Here is a 21,035-nt window from a genome sequence, read left to right as displayed (position 1 = left end):
TCCCAGGTTACGCCGAACCTTCCTTGAGGGGACCTGGTCACAGTGTCCGTCATGCCTGCCCCTCGCCTGGGATCCCTGCGCCGCCCCTCCGTGGCGGTCAACGCCGTCCTCGGTCTCCTGCTCGCCGGTGGCGCGTTCTGGGCGTACGAGACGCTGTCCGGCCCGGACTCCGCGACGCCCGCCGCACCCACTACCCGATCGGTCGCCGTGCAGCAGGGCACCGTGACCGCCTCCGTCTCTGCCGACGGCTCGCTGGAGAGCGCCAGCTCGGCCAGCGCCAGCTTCGTCACCGGCGGCACCGTCACCAGCATCTCGGTGCAGGTCGGCGACAAGGTGAAGAAGGGCCAGGTGCTTGCCAAGGTGGATCCGGCCGCCGCGAACCGCACCCTGGCTGCCGCCGGAGCCGACCTGGACGCCGCGCGCGACTCGCTGACCCGCGCGCAGGACGCCGGCTCGGACACCAGCACCGCGGAGAATGAGGTCACCCAGGCCCAGCTCGCTGTCGACGAGGCCGAGGCAGGGGTGTCCGGGACGACGCTCAAGGCCCCGATGGCGGGCACGGTGGTCGCCGTCAACGGCACGATCGGCAGTTCCTCGGGGGGGTCGTCGTCCGGATCCGGCACCAGCGGCAACGCCGGGGCGCAAACGGGACAAAACGCTCAGACGACGACGGCCAGCGAGGGCTTCATCGACCTCGCGGACCTGACGAAATTGCAGGTCACGGCGGGCTTCGCGGAGGCCGACGCGACCAGGCTCAAGGAGAAGCAGGCGGCCACGGTCACCTGGAACGCGCTCAACAACACCGAGGCCACCGCCAAGGTCGTCGCCGTCGACCCGCAGGCCACCACCAGCAACAACGTGGTCACCTACGGCGTCACGCTCAGCCTCGACAAGGTGCCCACCGGCGCCAAGCCCGGCCAGACCGTGTCGGTCTCGGTGACCACCGGCGAGGTTGCCGGCGCGGTGTACGTCAACTCGGCGGCGCTGACCACGGTCGGTAACCGGCATTCGGTCACCGTCGTCACCGATGGTGTGCCGGAGACCCGCCAGGTCGAAATCGGACTGGAGGGCGACACCGCCACCCAGATCACCTCCGGGGTGACCGCCGGCGAACAGGTGCTGCTCAAGGCCACCAGCACGACGACGGGCACGCAGAACGGCGGCGCGGGCCTGGGCGGCGGCGGTTTCGGCGGCCTGAACGGTGGCGCAGGAGCGCCCGGCGGTGGCGTCCAGGGTGGCGGCGGAACCCGGGGCGGACGATGACGGCACCGGTTCTGGACGTGCGCGAGCTCAAGAAGATCTACGGTACGGGCGAAGCCACCGTGCACGCCCTGCGCGGCGTCAACCTCGTCGTCGAACGCGGCGACTACGTGGCCATCATGGGCTCGTCCGGCTCGGGCAAGTCCACGCTGATGAACATCCTCGGCGCCCTCGACGTGCCCACCTCGGGTCAATACCTGCTCGACGGCGTCGACGTGAGCCGCCTGGCCGATCGCCAGCTCGCCCTGGCCCGCAACAGGCTCATCGGCTTCATCTTTCAAGCCTTCAACCTCATCCCCCGTACGACCGCAGTTGCCAACGTCGAACTTCCGCTCGCCTACGCCGGGGTCAAACCGCGTGAGCGCCGCCGCAGGGCCATGGCCGCCCTGGAGGTCGTCGGGCTGGCCGATCGCGCCAAGCACGAACCCAACCAGCTCTCCGGCGGCCAGCAGCAGCGCGTGGCCGTGGCCCGCGCCCTGGTCACCGAGCCGGCCCTGCTGCTGGCCGACGAACCCACCGGCAACCTCGACACCCGCTCCACCGACGACGTGCTCACAGTGTTCGACCAGCTCAGCGCGGCCGGGAGAACCATCGTGCTGATCACCCACGAACCCGAGGTGGGCGATCGGGCCAAGCGGCTGATCCGGCTTGTCGACGGCAGCATCGTCACCGACCAGCGCCAGGCGCCGGTCCTCGCCACGGGACGGCACCAGGCATGAGCTTCTACGAAGTGGTGCGTTTCGCGCTGCGCGGGTTGTCGGCCAACAAGCTGCGCTCCGCGCTGACCATGCTCGGCATCCTCATCGGCGTGGCGGCGGTGATCCTGCTGGTCGCGGTGGGCAACGGCTCGGCCAAGGCGATCAGCGACCGGATCGAGGCCCTGGGCACCAACACCATCACCGTGCTGAGCAGCGGCCGGGGTGGCTCGACCAGCACCGCGCTCACCCCGGAGATCGCGGACGCCCTGGCCGATCCGGTGCTGGCCCCCGACGTGGCCTCGGTGTCGCCGGTGGTCAGCTCGTCGGCCACGCTGACGTACGAGGGCACCGACCACGACGTGAGCAGCTTCGTCGGCACGACGCCGGGCTGGTTCGCCGCCTCGAACACCCCCGTGGGCACCGGCGCGGCGTTCACCGCCGACGACGAGGCACAGGGCCGCCGGGTGGTGGTCCTCGGGCAGACCGTGGCCGAGGAACTGTTCCCCGGCGTCGACCCACTCGACAAGCAGGTCACCGTGGGCGGCGCGTTGTTCACCGTGGTCGGGGTGCTGCAGCAAAAGAGCTCCACCGGCTTTCAGGACAGCAACGACACCGCCGTTGCCCCGATGTCCGCGGTACGCCAGGTGCTCACCGGCTACGGATCGCTGAACTCGATTCTGGTCGAGGCCACCGACCCCGGCAAGGTCGACGCCGTGCAGTCCGAGGTGTCCACCATCCTCGACCAGCGCCTCGAGGTCAGCGCCACCGGCGCCGCGAGCACCTCCACGCCGTACCGGATCCAGAACGCCTCGCAGTTGCTGGCCACGCAGACCGAGACGGCCGGCACCTTCACCACCCTGCTCGGCGCCGTCGCGGCGATCAGCCTGCTGGTCGGCGGCATCGGCATCACCAACATTATGCTGGTAACGGTCACCGAACGGACCCGCGAGATCGGCATCCGCAAGGCCCTCGGAGCGCCCCGGCGGGTCATCCTCACCCAGTTCCTCATCGAGGCCACGCTGCTCAGCGTGCTCGGCGGGGCGCTCGGGGTGGCCGCCGCGCTGATCGGCAGCAGCTTCGAGATCGTCGGGGTGAAACCGGTGATCGTGCCCAGCTCGGTCGGGCTCGCCCTGGGCGTGTCCATCGCCATCGGACTGTTCTTCGGCGGCCTGCCCGCCAGCCGCGCGGCCCGGCTGCGCCCCATCGACGCGCTGCGCTACGAGTGAGGACCCCCATGAACGACGACACCGCGGTCCTGCCCCCGGTCGGCGACGCCCCGCAGGACGATCTCGCGGCCGAGCTGGCCAAGGCGGCACCCCGCAAGTGGTGGAGCAAGACGACCATCGGCCTGGGCGCGGCGGTGCTGCTGTGCGGCGGCTTCGTCGGCGGCCTGCAGGTGCAGAAGCACTACGGCACCAGCCAGAGCACGGCCGCGCGTCCCGGTGGCGGCACCGGCGGCACGGGCCGTGGCAATTTCGGCGGCGGCTACTACGGCGGCCAGAACGCGGGCGGCCAGAACGCGGGCGGCCAGAACGCGGGCGGCCAGAACCCCGGCGGCGGCGCGATGCCTGGAGCGGCGGCCCCCGGTGCCTCCGCCGCCGCCGGTTCCACCACGGGCAAGGTCAAGCTGGTCGACGGCAGCACGGTGTACGTCGAGACCTCCGACGGCACCGTCGTGACCGTCAAGACCAGCGGCAGCACCGCCGTGGAGACCGCCACCAAGGGCAAGCTCAAGGATCTCAAGGCCGGCGACTCGGTCAGCGTGCAAGGCTCGGCGGGCACCGACGGCACCGTCACCGCATCGGCAGTGACCAAGAGCAAGAATTAGGGCGCCTGCCGCCCATCGGCTGGTCAGCCCGTCCGCACGGGAGACCGATGAAATGCCTGAAGCTGCCGGACGGTGAGGATCTGCTCGGCGCGCCCGACCGGGCCGTGCACGTCGTGCAGGGTGGAGCTGGTCAGCCCCTGACCGTCCGCGCCGAAGATCACCTCGGTGTCCAGGCCGGTCCAGCGTCCGCGCGGCTGGCGGTGCAGGTGGATCGTGAGGTCGAGGTTGGGGAACATCCACTCCATGGGTGACTCGCGCACCGCGATGCCGTTTGCCGTGTCGATCAGCTTGACCCACTCGGCAAGCTCGCCGGCCTGCTCGCCGGCCACCAGGCTGGTGTCCGTGCCGATCCACACCGTGCCGCGCCCGGGGACAGACGCGACGACCGGCCGCAGGGCGATGGAGGCGATGTAGCCGCCACCCCAGACATCGCCAAGCGAATACGTGCCCAGCTGCTCCGGGTCCGGCAGCGGCTCGGGAGCGCCCCCGGCCACCGCGGCGGTGTCAGTGCGACCCATCCGCCACACCCGGGCCCGGACCGCGGCGCGTCCCCGGGTCACCACCACGGCCTCCAGCAGCTCGATCGTGCGGCCCGGCCGGATGACCTGCACGGTCAGCTCGAACTCGTCGGCCACCTTGAGCACGCCGAGGATGTCCATGCTGATCCGCCCGGTCACCAGCTCGTCACCGCCGCGCGCGGCCACCAGCCGGTCCACCTCGTGCACGATCAGCCCGGTCATCGGGGCGATGTGCTGCTCGTCGAGGGCCCAGGCACCCCCGGTCAGCTCGGTGGGCTGGAACGTGTGCGGGCCGGTGCGCCGGAAGTAACTCGTCACCAGCCGAGCGTAGCCACGATCCATACCGGGGCACGTATGGGCATTCTCGTATGCGAAGTCGTTGATGGATGGGCCCGGCTTTTTCTACGCTTCATAGTGTTCCATCCATGTTCACTTGGGGAGTCCAGTTGTGACGCTGTTCGGAAGGGCGTCGCTGCGGTCCGCGATCGAGGCGCGGCTGTGCTCCGGCGGCGGGGTCGCGTTGCGTGGATCCGAGGGCATCGGCAAGAGCGCGCTGCTCGATGCGGTTGCCGACGCGGCGTGCGCGCGGGGCGAATTGGTCGTGCGGTTGCGGCCGGTCGAGAGCGAGAAGCTGCTGCCGTACGCCGGAATCGCCGATCTTGTGGCCCAGCTCCCCGACGCCGCCGTCGCAGCCCTGCCCCCCGCCCACCGCGCGGCCCTGACCGGTCTGCGCCGCGGCAGCACCCCGCGCGCCGGAGCCCCCGCCCTGGCCCGCCGGCTCGTGCTCCCCGGCCTGCTCGCTTTCTGCACCCGCACCGCGCCCGTGCTGCTGATCCTCGATGACACCCAGTGGCTCGACACCGAGTCGGCCAACCTGATCGCGTTCGCCATGCGCCGCCGCCCGGGCCAGCGGGTGCGGGTGGTCGCCGCGCAGCGCTACCCCGGCGACACCGGTCCGCACCGGGCGGCCCGGCTGTGCCCGGCCCCGGTCACCGACCTGCTGGTGGCGCCGCTGGACGCCGACGACCTCACCGCCATGCTGGAAGCCCGGGGTCTGCCGTGCCGCACGGCCACCCGGTTGCACGAGGCGAGCGGCGGCAACCCGTTCCTCGCGCTCACCCTGGGCAGCGCGGTCGCTCCCGGCCCGCCCTGGCGCCCGTCACCGCTGCCCGAGCCGGTACGAGCCCTGCTGCGTCGCCGCCTGGCCGCCCTGCCACCCTCGGTCACCGCAACCCTGCTGGTCGCCGCGCTGGCCACCGAGCCGCTGGTCACGACCCTGGTGCGCGCCGGATACGAGGACGCCGCCCGCGATCTGCGCGCGGCCGCCACTGCCGGGGTGGTGGAGCTGGACGGCGACGCGATCCGGTTCACCCCGCCAGCGCTGGCCGCCGTGCTGGCCGAGGACGCCGGCGCGGCGCGGCGGGCCGGGGTGCACGATGCTCTGGCCGACGCGGCGCTTGACGAGACTGTGGCCGTACGGCATCGGGCTCTGCGCAGTGGCCGTCCCGACGCCGACGTGGCGCGTGATCTGGTCGCCGCGGCCGAGCGGGCGCTGGGGCGCAGTGCCGGGCGCACCGCCGCCGAGCTGTACCTGCTGGCGGCCGACCGGTGCCCGCGCAGCCTGGCCGCCGACCGCTTCGCATGGCTGATCGCCGCGGCCGGGACGGGGGCGACCGCGGGGGCGCCGGATATCGCCGGGCGGGCCGCCGAGGCCGTGATCGCTGCGGTGGACGCGCCGGCGGACTACCGGGTCCGGGCGCGGGTGGTGCTGCTGGACCTGGCCGGGCAGGCGCTGGCCGACATGGGGGAGACCTTCGCGGCGGCGCTGCATGAGGCATCGAAGGATCCGGCGTTGCTGGCGCCGGTGTTGCTGCGCCACACGTGGGCCGCGTTTCTGACCGGGGCCGCGGACACGGCGGCGTCGCGGGCTGCTGCCTCGGCGGGCGCGGCACGCACGGCCGGGGACACGGCGACCGAGGCCATGGCGCTCAGCGCGCTGGCGCAGGTGCAGCGGTTACGAGGGGAACCGGTGTGGGCCCGTACGTTGAGCCGCGCGCTGGCCCTGCCCGCCCCTCTGATTCCGGGCTGGCTGCACCTGAGCCCACGCTATGCGGCCGCCCGGTTCGCCATGATGGACGATCGGCTCGACGAGGCCCGCGCGGAGCTGCTCGTGCTGCTGGCGGTCGCCGAGCAGGACCGCACCGGCGAGGCGCTGGTCGAGGTGCTGCGCAGTCTGTCCGAAGTGGCCACCCGCGCCGGGCGCTGCCACGACGCCCTCGGGTACGCCCACCGCGCCGTGGCCGCCGCCGCCCGAGCCGGCCTGAGCCCGGGCCCGACCTGGTACACCGCCGCGGTTGCCGAGCTGGCCGGAGGCAGCCTCGCCGCCGCTGCCGGGTACGCCCGCCGCGGGGTGCGCGCCTCGGAGCAGGAGGGCGACGGGCTCTACCTGAGCCGCAACCTGCACGCGCTCGGCCAGGCCGAGCTGCGCGCCGGGGATGCGCGGGCCGGGGTGGCTGCGCTGCGCCGGTTGCAGGTGCTGGGCGGGGCCGGCGACCCGATGATCGTGCGCTGGCAGGGGGATCTGGCTGCCGGGCTGGCCACGCTGGGTGAGCATGCCGAGGCGGTCGCCACGCTGGCCGAGGCGCGCCGCACGGCCGAGCGGCTGGGGGCCGGTCCTGCGCTGGACGGCTATCTGGACCGGGCCGCCGCGATGGTGCTGTCCGAGAGCGGCGAACCCGATTCGGCAGTGCGGCTGTCGGAGTCGGCCGCGCATCGCTTCGAGGTCCTGCACCAGCCGCTCGAACAGGCGCACGCGCTGCTCGTCCAAGGTGGAGCCGAGCGTCGGCGGCGGCGGTATGCGGCGGCTCGCATGGCGATCGGGGCGGCTCTGGCAATTTTCCTCGCGGCGGACGCGAAGCCGTGGATGGAGCAGACCGAGCGCGCGCTGGCTCGTACGGAGGGAACCAGCGCGCCCCCGGCGGACCTGGGCCTGACCGGCACCGAGGCCCGCATCGCGGGGCTCGTGCGCGATGGCGCGAGCAACCGGGAGATCGCGGCCCGGATGTTCCTCAGCGTGAAGACCGTGGAGGCCACGCTGACCAGGGTTTACCGCAAGATGGGGGTGCGTTCGCGGACCCAGTTGCTGCAGCGGCTACCTGAACGATCCCTCGATTAAGCTCCGCTGTGGCGTCAAACACCAAGGGCCCTGAGCAGCGCAAATGCCGTTGATCGTGATCGGCGCTACAAGGGTTTAACCTGCGCGATTTGGCGGCGGTACGTGGCGCGGGAAGTCTTGAGGTCGAAGGCGATCACGCCCTCGACGACTACTCAGCGTCAGGAGAGCACCATGCCGCTCAAGACCCTCATCAAGGACGTTCAAGTGACCCTGGCCCACCGCCGCACCGAGCGCCGCGCCCACCGTCAGTTGTGCGTGGAACTCGCGGCGTTTCAGACGCCCGCCGAACGCGCCGAGCTCGACCTGATCCTCAGCCGGCACTCCTCGCAGGACACCCGGCAGATCCGCGACATCCTCAACGCCCAGGACTATGAGCGCCAGCGCACCTGGCCGGCCAATTATCCGGGCTGACCTCAGGCCTCAGCGGACCAGAACCTCAGCGGACCAGAACAACGCGGCCCCGGCGCCTTGCCGGGGCCGCGTTGCGTGCGGGATCTCCTCGCGGGTCTAGCGTTGCTCGGTTTCCTCGCGGGACGGCGCCGCGCGCAGGCTGCCGGCATGCGCCTTGGCCTTCGGGTCGTTGCGCGTCTTCATCAGGCTGGCGACGGTGGTGATGGCCAGCACCACCACGATGACGCCGAGCGAGACCGGGGTGCTGATCTGCGGCGCGGCGTGCCAGATGTCCTCGTGCAGCCAGTGCAGCACCAGCTTCGCGCCGATGAACGCCAGGATCAGCGACAACCCGGTGGACAGGTACACCAGCCGGTCCAGCAGACCCTTGACCAGGAAGAACAACGCCCGAAGGCCGAGCAGGGCAAAGGCGTTGGCGACGAAGACGATGTACGCCTGCTCGGTCACCCCGAACACCGCGGGGATCGAGTCGAGCGCGAACAGCAGGTCGGAGCTGCCGATCGCGATCAGCGTGATGAACAGCGGGGTGGCCATCCGCTTGCCGTCGATGCGGGCGAACAGCTTGCCGCCGACGTACTCGTCGGTCACCGGGAACAGCCGCTTGCTGGCCTTGACCAGTGCGTTGTCGTCGACGCTGGGATCTTCCTCGCGGTGGCGGAAAAGCTGCACCGCGGTGTAGATCAGCAGCAGGCCGAAGATCAGGAACATGAACGAGAACAGCGACAGCAGCGTCGCCCCGAGCGCGATGAAGATGACCCGCAGCACCAGCGCGATGATGATGCCGAAGGTGAGCACCTCCTGCTGGTACTTCTCGGGCACCGCGAACGTGCTCATGATGATCACGAAGACGAAGAGATTGTCGACCGACAGGCTCTTCTCGACGATGTAGCCGGCGAAGTACTCGGTGCCGTAGTCCCAGCCGGCGACCTGGGCGAACACCACGCCGAAGAGGACGGCGACGGCGATGTAGAAGACCGACCAGGCGGTGGCCTCACGGAACCCGACGGCGTGCGGGCGCAGCACGCCGAGGGTCAGGTCGAGGGCGAGCAGGGCGACGATGACCCCAATGGTCAGCGTCCAGCCGAGCGCGGTGACCTCAAGCATCAGGGGAGAACCTCCGGCGTCGTCAGAACAGGCTTGGGGAGCTCTTGGGTACCCCTAGAATCGCTGGTCAGACTGGGAGAATCCTGAAAAGCCCCGGATGAGCGGTGTTTTGTCCCGGCTCAGGCGGCCACGAACGAGCGTTTCGACAAACCCATCCAGAAGCCCTCGATCGGCTGGTCGGCGGGCTGTCCGGGGTTGCTGGAGGCCCCCAGCGTCAGAAACATCGGCGCGAAATGCTCGATGGTCGGGTGGGCGTACGGCATCCCGGGGGCGAGGCGGCGGAAGTCGGCCAGCTCGTCGACGGCGCCACGCGACAGTGCCTCGGCGGCCCAGTGGTCGAACTCCCGCGACCAGCCGGGGGCCTTGGCGTCCTCGCTCCAGTCGCGCAGGAACGGCAGCCCGTGCGTGGTGAAGCCGGAGCCGACGATCAGGATGCCCTCGTCGCGCAGTGGGGCCAGCCGGCGCCCGAGGTCGAGCAGGCGATCGGGCTCCAGGGTGGGCAGCGACATCTGCAGCACCGGGATGCCGGCATCGGGATACATCACCGACAGCGGGACGTACGCGCCGTGGTCGAGGCCGCGGTTGGTGCGCACGACGTGCTCGGTGCCGGGCATCAGCTTCTCGACCCGGGCGGCCAGTTCGGGGGCGCCGGGGGCGCGGTACTGCACCTCGTAGTAGCGCTGGGCGAAGCCGCCGAAGTCGTAGACCAGCGGCACGGTCTCGGTGGCGCCGAGCATCAGCGGCGCGGACTCCCAGTGCGCCGAGGCCATCAGGATCGCCCTGGGCCGGGGCAGATCCGCGGCGAGCTGCTGCAACTGGGCCACCCACGCAGGGTTGTCGACCAGCGGCGGGGCGCCGTGGCTGAGGAACAGGGCGGGCAGCGCGCTCATGATGCCTCCGTTGAGCCTTCAACTAACTGGGCTCCACCGTACGCCCATCTACTTGATGCGTCAACTAAACCTTTCCTTAGCCTCTGACTACTAGGCGTTGCGCTAGTAGTCACGGGACTGCCACACTACGCGGTGTCCCTACGGGCGCTGCCGTCCGTACGGAAGGTGGCCCCGTGCTGTCCGCATCCGTTTTCGACCGCTTGTTTGGAGGGTCCTCGTGCTCATCGCACAGGTACCGCTCGCCGACGACCTCTACCTGGCCGCCCACGACACCGTGCGCGGCCGTTGTGTGCTGACGCCCGCCACGCTCGGGCTCGGCCTGTCCTCGGCCGTGCTCGCCGAACTCATCCTGTTGCGCCGCCTCGACCTGCGCGACGAGCGGCTGGTCGTGCTCGACGACCGCCCGCCGCCCGACCTGGCCACCACCGCCGTGCTCGGCCAGCTCGTCCGCGAGCAGCGCCGCGGGGTGCGCGACTGGATCGCCTACCTGTCCACCGGCGTCGCGGCCGATCTGATCTCGCGCCGACTCACCCGGGCCGGGCTGGTGCAGCGCATCGCCACCCGCGGCCTGTTCGGCACCCGGCTGCGCTACGTGCCCGCCGACACGGTCGTCACCGGCCGCCCCGGCAGCCGCATCCGGGTCGCCGCCGAGCGCCGCGAACTGCTCGGCGTCCCCGATCTCGTGCTGGCCGGGCTGGTCTTCGCCACCGGCCTGGACCAGCACGTCCTGGTCGCGCTCGACCCCCGCGGGCGCGACCACCTCTTCGACCAGCTGCGCCGGCGCCTGCCGGAGCCGCTGCACCTGCTCGTCGGCCACGCCGAAGCGGCAGTGGGCGACGCTGTCATGGCCCGCCGGGCCTGATCACCCCTCCTCCGACAGCAAGGAGCACCCCTCATGCCCTACACCACCTCGGCCGGCAGCGCCCGGCTCTGCACCGCCCTGGCCCGCGACCGCCTCGGCGTACCCGCTGTCGTGTTCTTCGTGATGTCCGCCGCCGCACCGCTGACCGTGGTTGCCGGGGTAATCCCGACCGGCCTGGCCGTCACCGGGCTCACCGCCGTGGCCATCGCGTTCCTGACCGTCGCGCTGGTGCTGGCCCTGTTCTCGGTCGGCTACGTCGCCATGGCCCGCCACATCGCCAACGCGGGGGCGTTCTACGCCTACATCTCGCGCGGGCTCGGCCGCCCGTTCGGCGTCGGCGCGGCCTGGGTCGCGCTGGCGGCCTACAACAGCTTCCAGGTCGCCTCGTACGGCGGGTTCGGCGCGATCGCGGCGCCGCTGCTGACCGGCTGGTTCGGCATCGACCTGCCCTGGTGGCTCATCGCGCTCGCCGCCTGGCTGCTGGTCGCCGTGCTCGGCGTACGCGACGTCGCGGTCAACGGCAAGGTCCTGGCCACGCTGCTGGTCGCCGAGATCGTGCTGGTCGTGGTGTTCAGCGTCGCCGACCTGTTCACCGGCGGCTTCCACGCCTCGGCGGCGCCGCTCAACCCGGCCGGGCTCACCGGCACCGGCGCCGGGGCCCTGCTGGTCATGGCCGTGACCGGGTTCGTCGGCTTCGAGCAGTCGGTGGTGTTCAGCGAGGAATCGCGCGACCCCCGGCGTACGGTCCCGCGTGCCACCTACATCGCCATCACCCTGATCGCCGTCCTCTACGCCTTCTCGGCCTGGGCGATGATCTCGGCCGCCGGACCCGACGTGACCGAGCGCGCCGCGGTGACCGGACCCGAGCTGTTCTTCCTGCTCGCCGCCGACCGCCTGGGCAGCACCGCCGTCCATCTCGGACACGCGCTGTTCCTGACCTCCCTGATCGCCGCGATGATCTCGTTCCACAACATCATCGCCCGCTACACGTTCTCGCTCGGGCGCGAGGGTGTGCTGCCGCGCGCGTTCGGGCGTACCGTGCCGGGCACCGGTGCGCCCAAGAACGGCTCGCTCGCCCAGTCCGCGTTCGGGCTGCTGGTGATCCTGGCGTACGCGCTGCTGGGCTGGGATCCGGTGGTGCAGCTGTTCTTCTGGGGTGGCTCCACGGGCGGGCTCGGCGTGTTGCTGCTGCTCACGGTGACCTCGGCGGCGGTGCTCGGGTACTTCGCCAATGAGCCGGCCGGGGAGAACCTGTGGCGGCGCGTGGTGGCACCGTTCACCGCCACGGCCCTGCTGATCGTGGTCACCACGCTGGCCATCACCAACATCGCCACGCTGTTCGGGGTGCTGCCCGGGTCCCGGCCGACGTGGGTCGTGCCGCTGGCGTATGCCATCTTCGCCGCGGCCGGGGCCATCTGGGCGCTGACGCTGCGCCGGACCCGGCCCAGCGTCTACGAGGGCATCGGCTGGGGTGCGCGTAGCCGCCGGTTCCGGCTCGACGGCGGTGACCAGTGGTGATCCGTCTGGCCCACGCTGGCGAGCGCCGGGCGGTCGCCGAACTCATCGGGATCGCCTTCGACGACCTCGAACAAAATCACGCGCTGGTGCCCGACGAGAAGGACCGGCTGCCGGTGATGACCAACTTCTTCGACCTGGCCTCGGCCGCCGCCACTATCGACATCATCCCGGGGCCGCTGGGGGAGCCGGCTGCGGCCGCTGTGTGGTTCGACCGGACCACCCCGGAAACAGCCGATTCCTCGTACGATCGAAGCCTCGCCGCCCTGGCCGGTCCTTACCTTGCGGCCTTCCAGGATCTGCACCGCATCCTCGGCAGGCACCACCCGCTGGAGCCGCACTGGCATCTCGCGTTCCTGGCGGTCCACCCGCACCACCGCCGTGCCGGACTGGGCACCGCACTGCTGCAGCACAGGCATGCCCGGCTCACCCTGCCGGCGTATCTGGAGGCGACGAACGCGGACAACATCCGCCTGTACCGCCGCCTCGGCTACCACCACCTGACGCCGTTCAAGGTTGCTCTGCCCGGCGGCACCCCGTTCTACCGCATGTGGCGCGACGCCTGATCGGCACGCGTCACAGCAGGGCTCTCATGGCGTCGTTTTCGGCGGTCTGCTCGTTGACCACATGCTTGGCGACGCCATGGGTGAACTCGTTGCCCTCGTTTCGCAGCAACGAGGTGGCCATGGTGATGGCGCCGTTGTGGTGCTCGATCATCTGAGTCAGGTAGAGCTTTCCCGCTTCGGGGAACGCGGCCCGATCCAGCCGGTGCAGTTGGCCGGCGGACATCATGCCGTGTCCCGCCCCGCCGTGCAGCTTCTGGACGGCGGGGTCGCCCGGGTCGACCGCCGGGTAGCCCCACGCCTGCAGCCACGCGTTCATCTCGTCGATCTCGCGTTGCTGGTCGTGGGCCACGAAATCGGCGATGTTGGCGATCCGCTCGGGGGCGCCCGGCTTGGCCAGCAACGCCTTGCTCATCGACACGGCCTGCGCGTGGTGCACGATCATCATCTGCGCGAACGTGACGTCCAAGGCGGTCGGTGCGTCCGTGGTGGTGGCCGCGACCGGGGCCGGCTGCGGCTCGCCCTTGTCGTGGCCGGCGGCGAGGGTGACGGCGGCAGCGGTGACCGCCAGCACGAGGGCGACGGCGGCTCGGCGTAACTGCATGGTGTCCTTCCCGGCGTTCCGGCCCGGCGGAACGGGTCCACCGGGCCGGCGCTGCGATGCTGGCTCAGCGAGGCTGGCCGTTCTGGCTGGTGCGCCCGTCCGGGGTGAGCGGGTTCATGTTCGTCGCGTCGCGCGGGGTCAGGTCGAAACCCTGCCAGTGCAGCGGCATCGGGCTCTGGTCCTCGTCGCGCGGGACGTGGTGGAAGCCCACCCGGACCCACATGACCGGGTCCTTGAGGGTTTCCTTGTCCTTGGCGAAGTCGATGATCGTCTTCTTGGTGGCGCACTGCGGGTCGGCGTTGCCGCTGGCGTACTTCTCGCACGCGTGGCTCTGCGTGAAGGTGACGTCCGGCGTGGTCTCCGGGTGCCCCTCGTACTTGTCGTCGGCGCCCACCGACAGCTCGTACGACCGCTTGTGCCCGTCGGTGTTCTTGCTGGTGTCGCTGACCACGCGCCACCAGCGCCGGTTGGCCCGGTTGAACGAGCCCTCCTTGGCGATGTCGGTCTTCGTGGTCTTCAGTTTCGCGGTGGCCGGGCCGCGACCGTCGGGCTTGGTGTCGTACTGCTCGACCTTGTCCTTGTTCTTGCCGTCGATGTTGAAGTCGACCCGCCAGAAGGCGCTGTGGTAGTGCATCGACGCGTAGTCGCGGGCGTTCTTGCCGATCGGCCAGCCCCGGCTGGAGTTGACGTAGTCGCCCGGTGAGAGGTCACCGGTGGCGCCGAGACGGGCCGAGATCTGCCCGTCGTCATGCAGGCGGTACTCGGTCACGTACTCGTACCAGCCGACCTTGCTGATCGAACGCAGCACCAGGTCGTGCCCGAGCTTGTTGTAGACCTTCTCGCGGCCCTGGGCGTCCCAGTCGTGCGAGCGGTACGCCAGGCCACTCGGCTCGGCGCTGACGCACAGGATCTTGCGCCGGCGCGGCGTGGCGGCGCCGTCGGAGCCGGTGCGCGCCGAGCCGCCCTTGCAGTCGTCGCCGGTGAGCGTCTCGAGGAACCCACCGCCGAAGCCGTAGTCGGTGATGTCGTTGTACTCGGTCTCACCGGAGTCGTAGGGCACGTTGAGCTGGGCCAGCCGGATCGAGTCAAGCACCAGCAACTGCTGCGGGTAGCGCTTGTACGACACCGCTACCTTCTCCAGCACCAGCCCGGCCTGCGGCTGCATGCGCCAGCACAGTTGCCAGGTCGTGCCGTTGGGCAGCGTTTCCTTGACCTGGTTGGACCCGGCGCAGGCGGCCGCGGGGGCCTTGGCGTGGGCCGGTGTCCCGGTGAGCATCAGGCCGGCGAGCGCGAGAACAGCGCCCCCGGCGGCAATCTTGCGGTAGTTCATGGCGGTGCGGTCCCGTCTACTTGAGGCGGGCGACCGTACGCCCGGACAGATCGATCACGAGGTCGTTGGCGTCGATGAAGGTGCCGTCCTTGCTCTGCACGACCAGCTGCAAGCAGCGGTGCTTGCCGCACTGCTTGGTGGCGGCGTCGGCCGGGCGTGCCTTGAACACGTGCGCGGTGACGGTGAGGCCGTCCTTGCCGGCCAGCGTCTTGCCGGTGGCCTGCTGGTACGCCGACTTGAGCTCGGCGGCCAGCGGGTCGGCCATCAGCAGATCGAGGGCGGTCTGCACCTCGCGGTCCGAGGCGGGCAGCTGCATCCCGGCGGCGGAGTAGGACCCGGCGACCTTGCCCGTGCGCAGATCCACCACCTGCTTGACCAGCTTGTCGGTCTTGTAGTCGTAGAAGTAGACATCCGCGGTGCGGGCGTCGCCCTCCTCGGCCAGCTCGATTGACAGGTATTCCGGCCCGGCCGCGCCGGTCACGTCCGTCGACTTGCGCGCCAGCTCCGGGGTCAGCGCCGCGGCCCGCGCCTTGCCGACCTCATCGGTGGTCAGCGGGTCGGCACCGGTGCCCGCCGCGGCTTCCGGGCCGGGCTGCGGGTCGGACACCCGCGGCGCGTCGGCCGCCGCGGCCGTGCTCGGCGCCGGGTTCGGGGCCGCGTTGGCCTGCCAGGACGCCACCCCGAAAGCGGTGAGGGCACTGGCCGTGGCGATCCCCAGACCCCAGGCCCATCTTCTTCGTCGTTGCATGGCCAGGATCGTGACGCCTTGGCTGTGCAATCCCTGTGAAAACGACTATCACCGATATCGACACAGCGGTACGCCGGGCCCCGTGCTTGACCTGAGAGCAGCGGCGTTATTACATCGAAACAAATCTCCGGCGCCGTAGGGCGGTGCTCCGTGATGGATGTTCGTGAGTTGATCGAAACGCGCGCCGACCGGCCGTACGCCATCGCGGCAGCGGCTGTGAGCTTGCATCTCAAGCGCGGGGCAAGTGGGTCCGGCCCGTTCGATGTGGTGGTGACCCCGGAAAGCGCCGGGTGGACGTACAGCGGGCTTCGGGTCCTTGACATGGGCATCGGTGAGCGGGTCAGTTTCCACACCGGGGATTCCGAGACGCTGGTGCTGCCGCTGTCCGGTGGCTGCGACGTGACCTGCGACGACGAGCGGCTCACGCTGACCGGGCGGCGTTCGGTGTTCAGCCGGGTGACCGATTTCGCCTACCTGCCGGTGCAGTCCTCGGTAACCCTGCGCGCGGGTAACGGCGGCCGGTTCGCACTGCCCGCCGCCCGCGCCGAGCGCAAGCTGCCGTTCCGCTACGGCCCGGCCGAGTCGGTGCCGGTGGAGCTGCGCGGGTCGGGGCAGGCCAGCCGGCAGGTGAACAACTTCTGCACCCCGGAATCGTTCGAGGCGCACCGGCTGATCGCGGTCGAGGTGCTCACGCCGGGCGGCAACTGGTCGTCGTACCCGCCGCACAAGCACGACGATCCGCAGGCCGGGGAGACGGCGCTGGAGGAGGTCTACTACTTCGAGGTGGCCGGGTCACCCTCGGGTGTGGCAGGGGCGGGCTACCAGCGGGTGTACGGCTACCCGGGCCGCGAGATCGACGTGTGCACGCCGGTGCGGGCCGGCGACGTGGTGCTCATCCCGTACGGGTGGCACGGGCCCTCGATGGCCGCGCCGGGCTACGACCTGTACTACCTCAATGTCATGGCCGGGCCCGGGGAACGCCGCTGGCTGTTCTCCGACGACCCGGCGCACGCGTGGATCCGCGACTCGTGGGCGCACCAGGAGATGGACTCCCGGCTGCCGATGACCTCGGCGCGGGAGCGGAGACGAGCGTGAGGCCGGGCGGCACGCTCGCAGTATGAGGCGCAGAAACGCCAGCAGCGGACGTACCTCTGAAAGGGTTGGCTCATGTCTTTCATCGAGCACTGGATCGCCGGGCGGCTGACCGCGGGCGGTGCGACGCGCAGCGGGGATGTGTTCAATCCGGCAACCGGGCAGCGTCAGCACGAGGTGGCGCTGGCCGATCCGGGCGATGTCGAAGCGGCGGTGGCGGCGGCCAGGGAAGCGTTCGTCTCGTGGAGTCAATCGTCGCTCAGTGCGCGGACCAAGGTGTTGTTCGCCTTCCGTGAGCTGGTGAACGCGAACGTCGACCGGCTGGCCGAGATCGTCTCGGACGAGCACGGCAAGGTGCTCAGCGACGCGGCCGGGGAGGTGCAGCGCGGCCTGGAGGTCATCGAGTTCGCGTGCGGGCTTCCGCAGCTGCTCAAGGGCGAGTATTCCGACCAGGCCTCCACCGGCGTGGACGTGTTCAGCTTCCGCGAGCCGCTCGGGGTGTGCGCGGGCATCACCCCGTTCAACTTCCCCGTCATGGTGCCCATGTGGATGTACCCGGTCGCCATTGCGTGCGGTAACACCTTCGTGCTCAAGCCCAGCGAGCGCGACCCGTCGGCCTCGAACTTCATCGCCGAGCTGTGGCGCAAGGCGGGGCTGCCGGACGGCGTCTTCAACGTGGTGCACGGCGATCGGGTGGCCGTCGACGCGCTGCTGCAGCACCCGGATGTGGCGGCCGTCTCGTTCGTAGGGTCCACGCCGATCGCCCGCTACATCCACCAGCAGGCGTCGGCGGCGGGCAAGCGGGTGCAGGCGCTCGGCGGGGCCAAGAACCACGCCATCGTGCTGCCCGATGCCGACCTCGACTTCGCCGCGAACCACCTCTCGGCCGCGGCATTCGGCTCGGCCGGGGAGCGCTGCATGGCGATCTCGGCGGCGGTTGCGGTGGGTGGCGCCGGTGACCCGCTGATGGAGCTGGTCACGCGCAAGGCGGGTGAGGTGGTGGTCGGTCCGGGCCGCGATCCGCGCAGCGAGATGGGCCCGGTGGTCACGGCGGCGGCCCGCGAGCGGATCGAGAGTTTGATCGGTACGGGCGAAGCGCAAGGAGCCAAAGTCCTGCTCGACGGCCGGGGGCTGCGCGTTGCCGGGTACGAGGACGGCTTCTTCGTCGGCCCGACAGTGCTCGACCAGGTCGCCCCGGCCATGGACGTCTACACCGAGGAGATCTTCGGCCCGGTGCTGTCGGTGGTGCGCGCCGGCACCGTCGAAGCAGCGATCGAGCTGATCAACGCCAACCCGTACGGCAACGGCACCGCCATCTTCACCAGCAGCGGCGAGGCGGCCCGGACCTTCCAGCGCGGCGTCAAAGTTGGCATGATCGGCATCAACGTGCCCATTCCGGTGCCGATGGCGTACTACTCCTTCGGTGGCTGGAAGGACTCGCTCTTCGGCGACCGGCACATCCACGGGCCCGAGGGGATCTCCTTCTATACCCGAGGCAAGGTTGTCACCTCTCGCTGGCCGCAGGTCGCAGCCGCCCCCGATGCTTCCTTACACTTCCCGACGGCAAGTTGATCACTGGAGGCATGCATGACTTTCATCCGAGCTGGCCGGTTCGTCGCGCTGGCGGCCGTGGTGGCCCTGTCCGCGACCGCGTGCAGCAGCGGTGGCCGGGACAAGTCCGACGACAGCGACGGCGGCGGTGGCGGCAACGCCCCGGGCAGCTCCGGCTACACGATCGCCTTCGTGACGCACGAGACCCCCGGTGACGCGTTCTGGGACAAGGTGCGCGCCGGGGCCGAGCAGGCCGCGAAGGACGAGGGCGTCACGCTCAAGTACTCCAACGACCCGGACGCGGCCAAGCAAGCAGTACTGATCCAGAACGCCGTGGACTCCAAGGTCAACGGCATCGCGACCACCCTGGTGACCCCGAACGCGCTGGCCGGGGCGGTCAAGACGGCCACCGAGGCCAAGATCCCGGTGGTCGGGCTGAACGCCGGCATCGAGCAGTACAAGCAGCTCGGCGCGCTGATGTACTTCGGCTCCGACGAGACCCTAGCCGGTGAGTCGGCGGGCGAGAAGATCGCCGCGGGCGGGGCCAAGCACCCGCTGTGCGTGATCCACCAGCAGGGTTCGGTGTCGCTCGAAGCGCGCTGCGCGGGTCTCAGAAGCAAGGTCCCCGGCACCGAGAACTTGCAGGTCAACGGGGCTGATGACGCCGCGGTGACCTCGACGCTGCAAGCCAAGCTGGCCCAGGACAAGTCGATCGACTACGTGCTGACGCTCAACTCGCAGGTGGCCCTGGACACCATCAAGGCCCAGGAGCAGGCCGGTACGTCGGCCAAGGTCGCCACGTTCGACCTGGACCAGCAGGTGGCGCAGAACGTGCAGGATGGCAAGATCGAGTTCTCGGTGGACCAGCAGCCGTACGCGCAGGGTTACCTCGCGGTCAGCTCGCTCTACCTGTACCTCAAGAACGGCAACGACATCGGCGGCGGTCGCCCGGTTCTGACCGGCCCGTCGTTCGTCGACAAGGCCAACATCGCCACGATCCTGCCGTTCACCAAGAACAACACGCGCTGATCAGGAGCCTGACATGAGCCACAGCGTGCGGGCGGCGCCGCCCGTCCCGGCGTCGCCCGAGCAACCGGTGCGCCCGCGCAGCAGCATCGGCAACCGCCTGCTGGTGCGCCCCGAGGTGGGTGCGCTGGTAGCGGCCCTGGTCATCTTCGTGTTCTTCCTGGCCGCGGCGCCGGCGTTCCGCTCGGCGGAGTCGTTCTTCACGGTGCTCTACCAGGCGTCGACGATCGGCATCGTGGCCGTGGGCGTGGGCCTGCTGATGATCGGCGGTGAGTTCGACCTGTCGGCCGGCGTGATCACCACGTCGGCGGGGCTGGTCTCCTCGATGTTCTGCTGGTGGTTCGGCGTCAACCTGTGGATCGGCGCGCTGCTGTCGCTGATCTTCTGCCTGTTCGTCGGCTTCGTGAACGGCTGGCTGGTGATGCGCACCGGCATCCCCAGCTTCCTGATCACGCTGGGCACGTTCTTCGTGCTGCAGGGCGCCAACCTGGGCGTGACGAAGCTGGTCACCGGCTCGGTCACCAGCCCGGACATCAGCGGGATCGACGGCTACGACTCGCTGGGCGCGATCTTCAGCTCCAGCTTCAAGGCCGGGCCGGTGACGGTGTGGATCACGGTCATCTGGTGGGTGTTGTTCGTCGCTGTGGCCACGTGGATCCTGACCCGGGCGCGGGTGGGTAACTGGGTGTACGCAGTGGGCGGGGCGCCGGACAGCGCGCGGGCTGTGGGCGTACCGGTTGTTCGTACCAAAATCGGGCTGTTCATGGCAGTGTCGTTTCTGGGGTGGTTCGTCGGCATGCACACGCTGTTCCGCTTCAACACGCTGCAGGCGGGCAACGGCGTGGGCAACGAGTTCCTCTACATCATCGCCGCGGTGGTCGGCGGCACGCTGCTGACCGGCGGCTTCGGCAACGCCGCGGGCGTGGCGATCGGCGCGTTCATCTTCGGCATGACCAACCTGGGCATCGTGTACGCCGGCTGGGACCCCAACTGGTTCAAGGCCTTCCTGGGCGTGATGCTGCTGCTCGCGGTGCTGGTCAACCTGTACATCAAGAAGATGGCCACGGCCCGGAGGACGGCATGACGCTCATCGAGATGTCCGGCGTGGGCAAGAGCTACGGTGCCGTGAGCGCGTTGCACGACGTCAGCCTCAGCGTCCACGCCGGCGAGGTGACCTGCGTGCTGGGCGACAACGGCGCCGGCAAGTCCACCCTGATCAAAATCATGTCCGGCCTGCACCCGCACAGCTGCGGGGTCATGACCGTGGACGGCTCGCCGGCCACCTTTGCCTCCCCGCGCGAGGCCCTGGATCGCGGCATCGCAACGGTCTACCAGGACCTGGCCGTGGTGCCGCTCATGGAGGTCTGGCGCAACTTCTTCCTCGGCGCCGAGCTGACCGCGGGCACGTTCCCGCTGTCCGGGTTTCTCTCCGGCATGAAGATCAAGGACATGAAACGGATCGCCGACGAAGAGTTGCGCAAGATGGGGATCATCGTCAACGACATCAACCAGCCCATCGGTACGCTCTCAGGTGGCCAGCGCCAATGCGTGGCCATCGCCCGCGCGGTCTATTTCGGTGCCCGCGTCCTGATCCTCGACGAGCCAACCGCCGCGCTGGGTGTCAAGCAGTCGGGAGTGGTCCTCAAATACGTGGCGGCCGCGCGCGACGCCGGTCTCGGGGTCGTCTTCATCACCCACAACCCGCACCACGCGTACCTGGTCGGTGACCACTTCATCATCCTCAAACTGGGAGCCGCCGTGCTCGACAAGCCCCGCGCCGAGGTCACCCTCGACGAGCTGACCACCCAGATGGCCGGCGGCGAGGAACTGGCCGAGCTGTCGCACGAGCTGGGGCGCTGA

20 protein-coding genes are annotated in these 21,035 nt (G+C 70.2%); 14 read left to right on the top strand and 6 right to left on the bottom strand.

Features of this window, described 5'->3' with window-relative positions; genetic code table 11:
- Positions 1-51: 51 nt before the first annotated feature.
- From TFC3_RS17070 to TFC3_RS17055, 4 genes are read left to right on the top strand one after another with little or no spacing between them, the layout of a single operon-like run.
- A complete protein-coding gene (locus TFC3_RS17070; protein WP_067500826.1) occupies positions 52-1,263 on the top strand; it encodes an efflux RND transporter periplasmic adaptor subunit in 1,212 nt (403 codons plus the stop codon).
- Positions 1,260-1,979: an ABC transporter ATP-binding protein gene (locus TFC3_RS17065; RefSeq protein ID WP_067500824.1), complete on the top strand. Its 720-nt coding sequence runs from the start codon at positions 1,260-1,262 to the stop codon at positions 1,977-1,979. Before TFC3_RS17070 ends, TFC3_RS17065 begins: the two co-directional genes overlap by 4 nt.
- Positions 1,976-3,184: an ABC transporter permease gene (locus tag TFC3_RS17060; RefSeq protein WP_067500822.1), complete on the top strand. Its 1,209-nt coding sequence runs from the start codon at positions 1,976-1,978 to the stop codon at positions 3,182-3,184. Before TFC3_RS17065 ends, TFC3_RS17060 begins: the two co-directional genes overlap by 4 nt.
- Before the next feature lie 8 nt (positions 3,185-3,192).
- Entirely contained in the window at positions 3,193-3,786 is a 594-nt protein-coding gene (locus TFC3_RS17055; RefSeq protein ID WP_067500820.1) for a hypothetical protein, read from the top strand.
- Positions 3,787-3,809: 23 nt separating this feature from the next.
- Here the strand turns inward: TFC3_RS17055 and TFC3_RS17050 are convergent, their stop codons facing one another.
- Positions 3,810-4,622 (bottom strand): thioesterase family protein, encoded by an 813-nt coding sequence (locus tag TFC3_RS17050; RefSeq protein ID WP_201787175.1) that lies wholly within the window; start codon positions 4,620-4,622, stop codon positions 3,810-3,812.
- A 130-nt stretch (positions 4,623-4,752) separates the two neighbouring features.
- On the opposite strand from TFC3_RS17050, the gene TFC3_RS17045 reads away from it, so the two are divergent.
- Positions 4,753-7,479 (top strand): LuxR family transcriptional regulator, encoded by a 2,727-nt coding sequence (locus tag TFC3_RS17045; RefSeq protein ID WP_067500816.1) that lies wholly within the window; start codon positions 4,753-4,755, stop codon positions 7,477-7,479.
- Positions 7,480-7,650: 171 nt separating this feature from the next.
- Positions 7,651-7,890, top strand: coding sequence for a hypothetical protein (locus TFC3_RS17040; RefSeq protein ID WP_067500814.1), 240 nt, complete (start codon positions 7,651-7,653; stop codon positions 7,888-7,890).
- 96 nt (positions 7,891-7,986) lie between these two features.
- Here TFC3_RS17040 and TFC3_RS17035 read toward each other — a convergent pair whose 3' ends face one another.
- Positions 7,987-8,994, bottom strand: coding sequence for a TerC family protein (locus TFC3_RS17035; RefSeq protein ID WP_067500812.1), 1,008 nt, complete (start codon positions 8,992-8,994; stop codon positions 7,987-7,989).
- 119 nt (positions 8,995-9,113) lie between these two features.
- On the bottom strand, positions 9,114-9,884 hold the full coding sequence (locus TFC3_RS17030) for a dioxygenase (RefSeq protein WP_173745329.1): 771 nt from the start codon (positions 9,882-9,884) through the stop codon (positions 9,114-9,116).
- A gap of 217 nt (positions 9,885-10,101) precedes the next feature.
- On the opposite strand from TFC3_RS17030, the gene TFC3_RS17025 reads away from it, so the two are divergent.
- Genes TFC3_RS17025 through TFC3_RS17015 form a run of 3 tightly spaced genes read left to right on the top strand, consistent with a single transcriptional unit; the run spans position 10,102 to position 12,827 of the window.
- Positions 10,102-10,746: a GPP34 family phosphoprotein gene (locus tag TFC3_RS17025; protein WP_067500808.1), complete on the top strand. Its 645-nt coding sequence runs from the start codon at positions 10,102-10,104 to the stop codon at positions 10,744-10,746.
- Between the two features lie 33 nt (positions 10,747-10,779).
- Positions 10,780-12,264: an APC family permease gene (locus TFC3_RS17020; protein WP_067500806.1), complete on the top strand. Its 1,485-nt coding sequence runs from the start codon at positions 10,780-10,782 to the stop codon at positions 12,262-12,264.
- Positions 12,261-12,827: an N-acetyltransferase gene (locus TFC3_RS17015; RefSeq protein ID WP_236718164.1), complete on the top strand. Its 567-nt coding sequence runs from the start codon at positions 12,261-12,263 to the stop codon at positions 12,825-12,827. Before TFC3_RS17020 ends, TFC3_RS17015 begins: the two co-directional genes overlap by 4 nt.
- A 10-nt stretch (positions 12,828-12,837) precedes the next feature.
- Here TFC3_RS17015 and TFC3_RS17010 read toward each other — a convergent pair whose 3' ends face one another.
- From TFC3_RS17010 to TFC3_RS17000, 3 genes are all read right to left on the bottom strand, one after another.
- The gene (locus TFC3_RS17010) at positions 12,838-13,428 is read right to left on the bottom strand and encodes a DUF305 domain-containing protein (RefSeq protein WP_067500802.1); all 591 of its coding nucleotides are present in this window, start codon (positions 13,426-13,428) and stop codon (positions 12,838-12,840) included.
- A 64-nt stretch (positions 13,429-13,492) separates the two neighbouring features.
- Entirely contained in the window at positions 13,493-14,758 is a 1,266-nt protein-coding gene (locus TFC3_RS17005; protein WP_067500800.1) for a primary-amine oxidase, read from the bottom strand.
- Between the two features lie 16 nt (positions 14,759-14,774).
- Positions 14,775-15,506, bottom strand: a complete 732-nt coding sequence (locus TFC3_RS17000) for a hypothetical protein (protein WP_067506915.1) — start codon at positions 15,504-15,506, stop codon at positions 14,775-14,777.
- A gap of 153 nt (positions 15,507-15,659) precedes the next feature.
- Between TFC3_RS17000 and iolB the strand changes: the two genes are divergently transcribed.
- From iolB to TFC3_RS16975, 5 genes are all read left to right on the top strand, one after another.
- A complete protein-coding gene (gene iolB, locus TFC3_RS16995; RefSeq protein ID WP_082772111.1) occupies positions 15,660-16,601 on the top strand; it encodes a 5-deoxy-glucuronate isomerase in 942 nt (313 codons plus the stop codon).
- Positions 16,602-16,673: 72 nt separating this feature from the next.
- Positions 16,674-18,170, top strand: coding sequence for a CoA-acylating methylmalonate-semialdehyde dehydrogenase (locus TFC3_RS16990; RefSeq protein WP_067500798.1), 1,497 nt, complete (start codon positions 16,674-16,676; stop codon positions 18,168-18,170).
- A 15-nt stretch (positions 18,171-18,185) separates the two neighbouring features.
- Entirely contained in the window at positions 18,186-19,178 is a 993-nt protein-coding gene (locus TFC3_RS16985) for a substrate-binding domain-containing protein (RefSeq protein ID WP_067500796.1), read from the top strand.
- Positions 19,179-19,191: 13 nt separating this feature from the next.
- A complete protein-coding gene (locus tag TFC3_RS16980) occupies positions 19,192-20,259 on the top strand; it encodes an ABC transporter permease (protein WP_067500794.1) in 1,068 nt (355 codons plus the stop codon).
- On the top strand, positions 20,256-21,035 hold the full coding sequence (locus TFC3_RS16975) for an ATP-binding cassette domain-containing protein (protein ID WP_067500792.1): 780 nt from the start codon (positions 20,256-20,258) through the stop codon (positions 21,033-21,035). Before TFC3_RS16980 ends, TFC3_RS16975 begins: the two co-directional genes overlap by 4 nt.

Source organism: Actinoplanes sp. TFC3, assembly GCF_001553785.1.
Classification (GTDB): Bacteria; Actinomycetota; Actinomycetes; order Mycobacteriales; family Micromonosporaceae; genus Actinoplanes.
Note: the sequence above shows the minus strand (reverse complement) of the source record. Positions and strands in the feature narration are given on the sequence as shown.

Excerpts from the sequence above, each read along its gene's own strand:
- TFC3_RS17070 (WP_067500826.1), top strand. The coding sequence starts at position 52 with ATGCCTGCCCCTCGCCTGGGATCCCTGCGCCGCCCCTCCGTGGCGGTC.
- TFC3_RS17065 (WP_067500824.1), top strand. The coding sequence starts at position 1,260 with ATGACGGCACCGGTTCTGGACGTGCGCGAGCTCAAGAAGATCTACGGT.
- TFC3_RS17060 (WP_067500822.1), top strand. The coding sequence starts at position 1,976 with ATGAGCTTCTACGAAGTGGTGCGTTTCGCGCTGCGCGGGTTGTCGGCC.
- TFC3_RS17055 (WP_067500820.1), top strand. The coding sequence starts at position 3,193 with ATGAACGACGACACCGCGGTCCTGCCCCCGGTCGGCGACGCCCCGCAG.
- TFC3_RS17040 (WP_067500814.1), top strand. The coding sequence starts at position 7,651 with ATGCCGCTCAAGACCCTCATCAAGGACGTTCAAGTGACCCTGGCCCAC.
- TFC3_RS17035 (WP_067500812.1), bottom strand. The coding sequence starts at position 8,994 with ATGCTTGAGGTCACCGCGCTCGGCTGGACGCTGACCATTGGGGTCATC.
- TFC3_RS17030 (WP_173745329.1), bottom strand. The coding sequence starts at position 9,884 with ATGAGCGCGCTGCCCGCCCTGTTCCTCAGCCACGGCGCCCCGCCGCTG.
- TFC3_RS17020 (WP_067500806.1), top strand. The coding sequence starts at position 10,780 with ATGCCCTACACCACCTCGGCCGGCAGCGCCCGGCTCTGCACCGCCCTG.
- TFC3_RS17010 (WP_067500802.1), bottom strand. The coding sequence starts at position 13,428 with ATGCAGTTACGCCGAGCCGCCGTCGCCCTCGTGCTGGCGGTCACCGCT.
- TFC3_RS17005 (WP_067500800.1), bottom strand. The coding sequence starts at position 14,758 with ATGAACTACCGCAAGATTGCCGCCGGGGGCGCTGTTCTCGCGCTCGCC.
- TFC3_RS17000 (WP_067506915.1), bottom strand. The coding sequence starts at position 15,506 with ATGCAACGACGAAGAAGATGGGCCTGGGGTCTGGGGATCGCCACGGCC.
- iolB (WP_082772111.1), top strand. The coding sequence starts at position 15,660 with ATGGATGTTCGTGAGTTGATCGAAACGCGCGCCGACCGGCCGTACGCC.
- TFC3_RS16990 (WP_067500798.1), top strand. The coding sequence starts at position 16,674 with ATGTCTTTCATCGAGCACTGGATCGCCGGGCGGCTGACCGCGGGCGGT.
- TFC3_RS16985 (WP_067500796.1), top strand. The coding sequence starts at position 18,186 with ATGACTTTCATCCGAGCTGGCCGGTTCGTCGCGCTGGCGGCCGTGGTG.
- TFC3_RS16980 (WP_067500794.1), top strand. The coding sequence starts at position 19,192 with ATGAGCCACAGCGTGCGGGCGGCGCCGCCCGTCCCGGCGTCGCCCGAG.
- TFC3_RS16975 (WP_067500792.1), top strand. The coding sequence starts at position 20,256 with ATGACGCTCATCGAGATGTCCGGCGTGGGCAAGAGCTACGGTGCCGTG.